The sequence below is a fragment of the Kineococcus esterisolvens genome (genome assembly GCF_050871405.1).
In the GTDB taxonomy this organism is placed as follows: Bacteria; Actinomycetota; Actinomycetes; order Actinomycetales; family Kineococcaceae; genus Kineococcus.
Genome location: NZ_JBJLRI010000029.1, coordinates 40,808 through 47,375, shown reverse-complemented (window position 1 = coordinate 47,375; position 6,568 = coordinate 40,808). Strand labels below are relative to the sequence as shown.

The window sequence follows — 6,568 nt, the reverse complement described above, 5'->3', positions numbered from 1 at the left end:
CCCCCCCCCCCCCCCCCCCCCCCCCCCCCCCCCCCCCCCCCCCCCCCCCCCCCCCCCCCCCCCCCCCCCCCCCCCCCCCCCCCCCCCCCCCCCCCCCCCCCCCCCCCCCCCCCCCCCCCCCCCCCGGCCCGGCTCACCCCAGGAACCCCTCGACGTCCAGGGCGCCGCCGGCCGCCTCGAACTCCGCGCGCACCGCCGCCAGCAGTTCCGCGTCGGCCAGCACGTCCAGGGCCGTCAGGGCCAGGCCGACCGCGCCGTCCAGCACCCCGGCGTCGCCCGAGGGGGAACCGGCGGCCCGCGCGAACTCCGCGGTGTGCAGCGACACCTCCGGCCCGGCGACGGCGACCATCGGGTGGATCGCGGGCACCCGCACGCTGACGTTGCCCAGGTCGGTGGACCCCGACAGGTTCTCCGGCACCACGCCCGGCGGCAGGGCGGTGCGCCCGCGGCGGCGCTGGTGCAGCGTCCAGCGCGCGGCCAGCTCCAGGTTCGCCCGGATCGGCAGGTAGGCCGGCTGGCGGTCCCACTCCAGCTCGTACCCGCACCCCGTCATCGCGGCCGCGGCCACCAGCACCGCCTCCACCCGCGAGCACAGGTCCGCCAGCGTCTCCGGCTCGGCCGAGCGCACGTAGTACTCGGCGCTGGCGCGTTCGGGGACCACGTTGGGGCGCTGCCCCCCGTCCAGCACGATGCCGTGGACGCGGTCGGCGGGGCTGATGTGCTGGCGCATCAGCGCGATGCCCTGGTACCCGGCGACCACGGCGTCCAGGGCGTTGCGGCCCATGAACGGCTGTGCCGAGGCGTGCGCGGCCACCCCGCGGTACGTGGCCCGCACCTGCCGCCTGCCCAGGAACGGCTGCACCGCCACGTCGTAGCTGAACGGGTGCAGCATCACCACGGCGTCGACGCCGTCCAAGGCGCCGGCGCGGGCCATCGTCTCCTTGCCGCCACCGCCCTCCTCGGCGGGCGTGCCCAGCAGCAGCGCCGTGCCGCCCACCGCGCCCGAGCGCAGCGCGTGGACCAGTCCCAGGAACGCGCCGACCGCGCTCGCGCAGATGACGTTGTGGCCGCAGCCGTGACCGATCCCCGGCAGCGCGTCGTACTCGGCGAGCACCGCCACCGTCGGGCCCTCGCCGGCGCTGACGGCCGCCCGCAGCGCCGTGTCCAGCCCGTGCACGCCGACCTGCGCCCGCACGCCGTGCGCGGTGAGCAGGTCCGCCACGGCGCCCACCGAGGAGTGCTCGGCGAACGCCTCCTCGGGGTTCGCGTGCAGCCGGTGGCTCAGGTCGAGGAGCTCACCGCTCAGGGCCTCCACGGCGGCCTCCGTGGCGTCCAGGACGTCCTCCGGTGCCCCGTGGAAGCGGCTGCCCAGCGGTGCGGCGGTCACCGCGGCCCGTTCCACCCCGGCGAGCAGCGAGGCCAGGTAGGTGCCGTCCGGCGGCGCGGGCTCGGTGCCCGGCACGGCGGGGGAGCGCTGAGCGCGTGGTTCGACCATGCGCAGCAGGACTACTCCTGTCCGCCGTGCCCGGCCAGCCACCCCCCGGCGCGTCGCCGCGCCGGAACACGGAGTTCACGCGATCGTCCCCGCGCGTCGTCCCCGCGGTTCAGCCGGCGCGAGCACGCACCTCGCGCGGGTCGCGGCCCGGGGGCTGCGTGGGGCGCGGCAGCGGTTCCAGCGCCGGCACGCCGAAGGTGCGCGGGCTTCCCGGTTCCACGGTGAACTCCTCGCCGTGGTGGCTGGTGGTCACCGGCCCGCCGCTGACCACGGTGTAGGTGGCCTCGTCGGCGGTGACCCGCACCTCCAGGCACGTCCCGCGGTGCCGCGTGCGGAAGCACAGGCCCCGCAGGCCGGCGGGCAGGCGAGGGGCGAACACCAGGCGCCCGCCGGCGTCGCGCATCCCGCCGTACCCGGCGACCAGCGCCTGCCACGCCCCGGCCAGGGAGGCGATGTGCAGCCCGTCGGCGGTCTTGCCGCGCAGGTCGTGCAGGTCCACGAACGCGGCCTCGCGCGCGTAGTCCTCGGCCAGGCCCAGGTGACCCACCTCCGCGGCGACCACCGCCTGCACCGACGCCGACAGCGAGGAGTCCCGCACCGTCAGCGCCTCGCAGTACTCGAACGCGGCGCGCTTCTCCTGCACCGTGAACGCCTCGGGGCGCAGGTGCATCGCCAGCACCAGGTCGGCCTGCTTGGCCACCTGGCGGCGGTACAGGCTGAAGTACGGGAAGTGGTCGGCCAGGGGGTACTGCTCGGGGGAGGTGCCCTCGAAGTCCCAGCGCTTGCGGCGGGTGGAGCCCTCGTCCTGCGCGTGCACGCCGGTGTCCGGGTCGCGGGGCACGTGCACCGCGTCCGCCAGCCGCACCCACTCGCCCAGTTCCTCGTCGGTGACCCCCAGTTCGCGTGCGCGCCCGGGGAAACGCTCCGCGAGGTCGACCGCAGCGCGCAGGTTCGCCTGCGCCATGAGGTTCGTGTAGGTGTTGTCGTCCACCAGGGCGCTGTACTCGTCTGGACCGGTGACCCCGTCGACGTGGAACCGGCCCTGCGCATCCTCGCGGCCCAGCACCACCCAGGAGCGCGCGGTCTCCACCACGACCTCCGTCACCAGGTCGCGCGCGAGGTCCTCGTCGCCGGTGGCGTCCACGTGGCGCACCGCCGCGTCGGCGATGTCGGCGTTCAGGTGGACGGCCGCGGTGCCGGCCGGCCAGTACCCGGAGCTCTCCCGGCCGGTGATGGTGCGCCACGGGTAGGTCGCCCCGGCCAGGCCGAGCTCGCGCGCCCGGTCCCGGGCCGCCGGCAGCATCGCGTGCCGCCAGCGGATCGCGTCCGCGGCGGCCCGCGGCCACACGTGGTTGAGCATGGGCATGACGAACACCTCGGTGTCCCAGAAGGTGTGCCCGTCGTAACCGGTGCCGGTCAGGCCCTTGGCGGGGATGCCGCGGTCGGTGGCCTGCGCGGCGGCCTGCAGCACGTGGAACAGCGCGAACCGCACCGCCTGCTGCAGCTCCGGGTCACCGTCGACGCGCACGTCGGCGTGCTCCCAGAACTCCTCCAGCACGGTGCGCTGCTGGCCGGCCAGGTGCTCCCACCCGTCGCGCAGACCTGCGTCCAGGACGGTGCGCAGCCGCGGCAGCAGGCCGTGGCGGTCCACCTGCGGAGCCCACCCCAGGGCCGCGAACTTCACCACCCGCAGTTCCTGGCCCTCCTCCAGGCGCACGTGCGCGGTGGTGACGACGCGGTCGGCGGTGGCGTGGGTGCGCACCTGCGTCTCGGCCGGGCCGGTCACGTCGTGGTCGACGAGCACCGACACGGACAGCCCGCTGCCGTCGGTGCGCTGGCGCAGGACGCCGCCGCGCGCGACGGCCTCGGTGCGGGGGTCGTGCAGCTGCGGGCTGGCCACCACCGCGGAGCGCACCTCCACCTCCCTGGGCCCGCCGACCGCGCGCACGCGGTGGTCGATCGCGAACAGGCCGGGCCGTTCCAGCGGCACCAGACGTTCCGAGCGCACCTGCACCGATGCCCCGTCGGGGGAGGTCCAGGCGGCCTCGCGGCGCAGCGTGCCGGTGCGCAGGTCCAGGGTGCGCTCGTGCGCGGTCAGCTCCCCGGTGCGCACGTCGAACCGCTCCGGGCCGACGAACAGCTCCACCAGGGTGGGGTCGGGGACGGTCACGATGCGTTCCTGCACCTGCGGGTACCCGTAGCTGTACTCCGGGTACGTCAGCGGCCACAGCTCGTACGCGCCGCTGAGGTAGGTGCCCGGGCTGCCGCTGGGGGAACCCTCGTCCAGGGAGCCGCGCACGCCCAGCCGGCCGTTCGACAGCGCGAACAGCGACTCGGTGCGCTCCAGCGCCGAGACGTCCAGCTCGCCCTCGTGCACCGCCCAGGGGTCCACCGCGCCGAGGTCCTTGCCCCTGCTCCTGCCCGCGCCCACGTGCCCTCCGTCCCGCCCGCCGCGTGCCGGCGGGGCTCGCGCTCATCCGAGCAGGTGCGCCCGCTGCGCGCACGCGCATCCCCCGGGAGCCCGGGTCGCCCCGGCCCCCGGGGCGACCGGGGCTCAGAGCACCGGCGGGCCGGCGATCGCCGCGGCGGGCTTGTCCAGCGCCGTGCCGGAGCCGTCGCGGCGACCGGGGGCCTCGGGCAGCGCCACCGCCGTGCCCGTGGGCGTGGCCGCCTCTGCCGGCCCGCGCCCGGCCCACGCCAGCAGCAGGACGTCCTCGCCCCGGGCGAAGCGGTGGCAGCGCACCCCTCCGGTGGCGCGGCCCTTGGCGGGGTACTCCGACAGCGGCGTCACCTTCGCCGAGCCGAGCTGGGTCCCCGGCAGCGCTCCGGAGTCGCCGGCCACGGTCACCACCACGGCCTCCGGGTCGTCGGCGTCCACGGCCGTCATCGAGACCACGTGCGCCCCCGGGGACAGGCGCACCCCGGCCACCCCCGCCGCGCCGCGCCCCTGCGGGCGCACCAGCGAGGCGCTGAAGCGCAGCAGCTGCGCGTCGGAGGTGATGAACACCAGGTCCTCCTCGCCCGTGCGCAGCTGCACGGCGGCGACCACCTCGTCCTTCTTCCGCGCACCGACGTCCTTCAGGGCGATGACGTCGACCTCCTCGCGGTTGCCGAGGGGTTCCAGCACGAGCCGCTTGACGACGCCGGAGGCGGTGGCCAGCGCGAAACCCGGGTCGTCGGGGTCCTCCACGCCCGCCACCGGCAGCGGCACCAGCGCGAGCGCCCGCTCGCCCTTGGCCAGGGTGAGGAACTCCTTGACCGCCACCCCGCCGGACAGCGAGGGCCGCCCGTTCGTCGGCGGAAGCACCGGCAGGTCCAGCACCGGCAGCCGCACCAGGCGCCCGAAGGAGGTGACGACTCCGACGTGCCCGCGCGCGGTGGCCGGCGCCGCGGAGACGACCAGGTCGTGGCGGCTGCGCCGGCCCTCGGTGCCCAGCGCCTCGGCGGAACCCGTGCGCGCCAGCAGCCCGGTGGACGACATCAGCACCGTGCACGGGTCGTCGGACACCTCCAGTGGCGTCACCGCGCCCGTCGCCGGCCCGCTGGAGGTCAGCAGCACGGTGCGGCGCGGGGTGCCGTGCTCGGCGGCCACCTGCGCCAGTTCGTCGCTCACCAGCTTCCGCAGCCTGCCCTCGTCGGCGAGGATCGCGCGCAGCTCGGCGATCTGCCGGTTCAGCTCCGCCTGCTCGCGCTCCAGCTCGATGCGGGAGAACTTCGTCAACCGCCGCAGCTGCATGTCCAGGATGTACGACGCCTGGGTCTCGGACAGGTCGAACACCTGCACCAGGCGCTCGCGCGCCGAGGCCGCGTCGTCGGAGGAGCGGACGATGGCGATGACCTCGTCGATGTCGACGATGGCGATGAGCAGGCCGTCGACCAGGTGCAGCCGCTCCTCCTTGCGCCGCAACCGGTACGCCGTGCGGCGGCGCACCACGTCGAGTCGGTGGGAGATGAACACCTGGAGCAGTTCCCGCAGCCCCAGCGTGCGCGGCTGGCCCTCGACGAGCGCGACGTTGTTGATGCCGAAGGTCTCCTCCATCGGCGTCAGCCGGTACAGCTGCTCCAGCACCGCCTCGGGTACGAAACCGTTCTTCACCTCGATGACCAGGTGCAGCCCGCGGGTCCGGTCGGACAGGTCCACCACGTCGGCGACGCCCTGCAGCCGCTTGGCCTTGACGTTGTCGGCGATCTTCTCCGTCAGCCGCTCCGGGCCCACCCCGTAGGGCAGTTCCGTGACGACGATGCCCTTGCGCCGGGCGGTGACGTTCTCCACCCGCACCGTCGCGCGGGTGCGGAACGTGCCGCGGCCCGTCTCGTAGGCGTCGCGGATCCCCTCCAGCCCCACGACCCGCCCGCCGGTGGGGAAGTCCGGGCCGGGCACGAACCGCATGAGCGCCCGCAGGTCGGCGTCCGGGTGCTTGATGAGGTGGCGGGCCGCGGCGACCACCTCGACGAGGTTGTGCGGCGGCATGTTCGTGGCCATGCCGACCGCGATGCCGCTGGCGCCGTTGACGAGCAGGTTCGGGAAGGCCGCCGGCAGCACACCGGGTTCCTTCAGGCGGTCGTCGTAGTTCGGGACGAAGTCGACGACGTCCTCGTCCAGGCCGGTGGTCATCAACAGCGCCGCCGGCGCCGGGCGGGCCTCGGTGTAGCGCTGCGCGGCCGGGCCGGCGTCCAGGGAACCGAAGTTCCCGTGCCCGTCCACCAGCGGCACGCGCATCGTGAACGGCTGCGCCTGGCGCACCAGGGCGTCGTAGATCGCCACGTCGCCGTGCGGGTGCAGCTTGCCCATCACCTCACCCACCACGCGCGCGGACTTCACGTGCGCGCGCTCGGGCGTCAGGCCCATGTCCTGCATCATGTAGAGGATCCGCCGCTGCACCGGCTTCAGGCCGTCGCGGGCGTCCGGCAGGGCCCGGGAGTAGATGACGGAGTACGCGTACTCCAGGAACGCCCCCTGCATCTCCTGCTCGACGTCGATGTCGACGATGCGCTCGGGAGCGTCGGGCGGTGGGGGAGCGGGCGTACGTCGTGCCATGGGTCCATCCTGCCGCCTGGGGCCGACACCGCCGG

The 6,568-nt window shown here is 75.5% G+C and carries 3 protein-coding genes; all 3 read right to left on the bottom strand.

Going from position 1 to position 6,568, the window contains the following annotated elements; translation table 11 throughout:
- Window positions 1-133: 133 nt before the first annotated feature.
- The 3 genes from ACRYR8_RS11190 to ACRYR8_RS11180 all read right to left on the bottom strand — a co-directional run bounded on the left by ACRYR8_RS11190 (window position 134) and on the right by ACRYR8_RS11180 (window position 6,533).
- On the bottom strand, window positions 134-1,495 hold the full coding sequence (locus tag ACRYR8_RS11190; protein ID WP_432484609.1) for a M20 family metallopeptidase: 1,362 nt from the start codon (window positions 1,493-1,495) through the stop codon (window positions 134-136).
- Window positions 1,496-1,604: 109 nt separating this feature from the next.
- Window positions 1,605-3,926: a glycoside hydrolase family 65 protein gene (locus tag ACRYR8_RS11185; protein ID WP_432484607.1), complete on the bottom strand. Its 2,322-nt coding sequence runs from the start codon at window positions 3,924-3,926 to the stop codon at window positions 1,605-1,607.
- A gap of 123 nt (window positions 3,927-4,049) precedes the next feature.
- Window positions 4,050-6,533 (bottom strand): DNA gyrase/topoisomerase IV subunit A, encoded by a 2,484-nt coding sequence (locus tag ACRYR8_RS11180; protein WP_432484605.1) that lies wholly within the window; start codon window positions 6,531-6,533, stop codon window positions 4,050-4,052.
- Between the last annotated feature and the right edge of the window lie 35 nt (window positions 6,534-6,568).

Coding starts and splice junctions, on each gene's coding strand:
- ACRYR8_RS11190 (WP_432484609.1), bottom strand. CDS start 1,495: ATGGTCGAACCACGCGCTCAGCGCTCCCCCGCCGTGCCGGGCACCGAG.
- ACRYR8_RS11180 (WP_432484605.1), bottom strand. CDS start 6,533: ATGGCACGACGTACGCCCGCTCCCCCACCGCCCGACGCTCCCGAGCGC.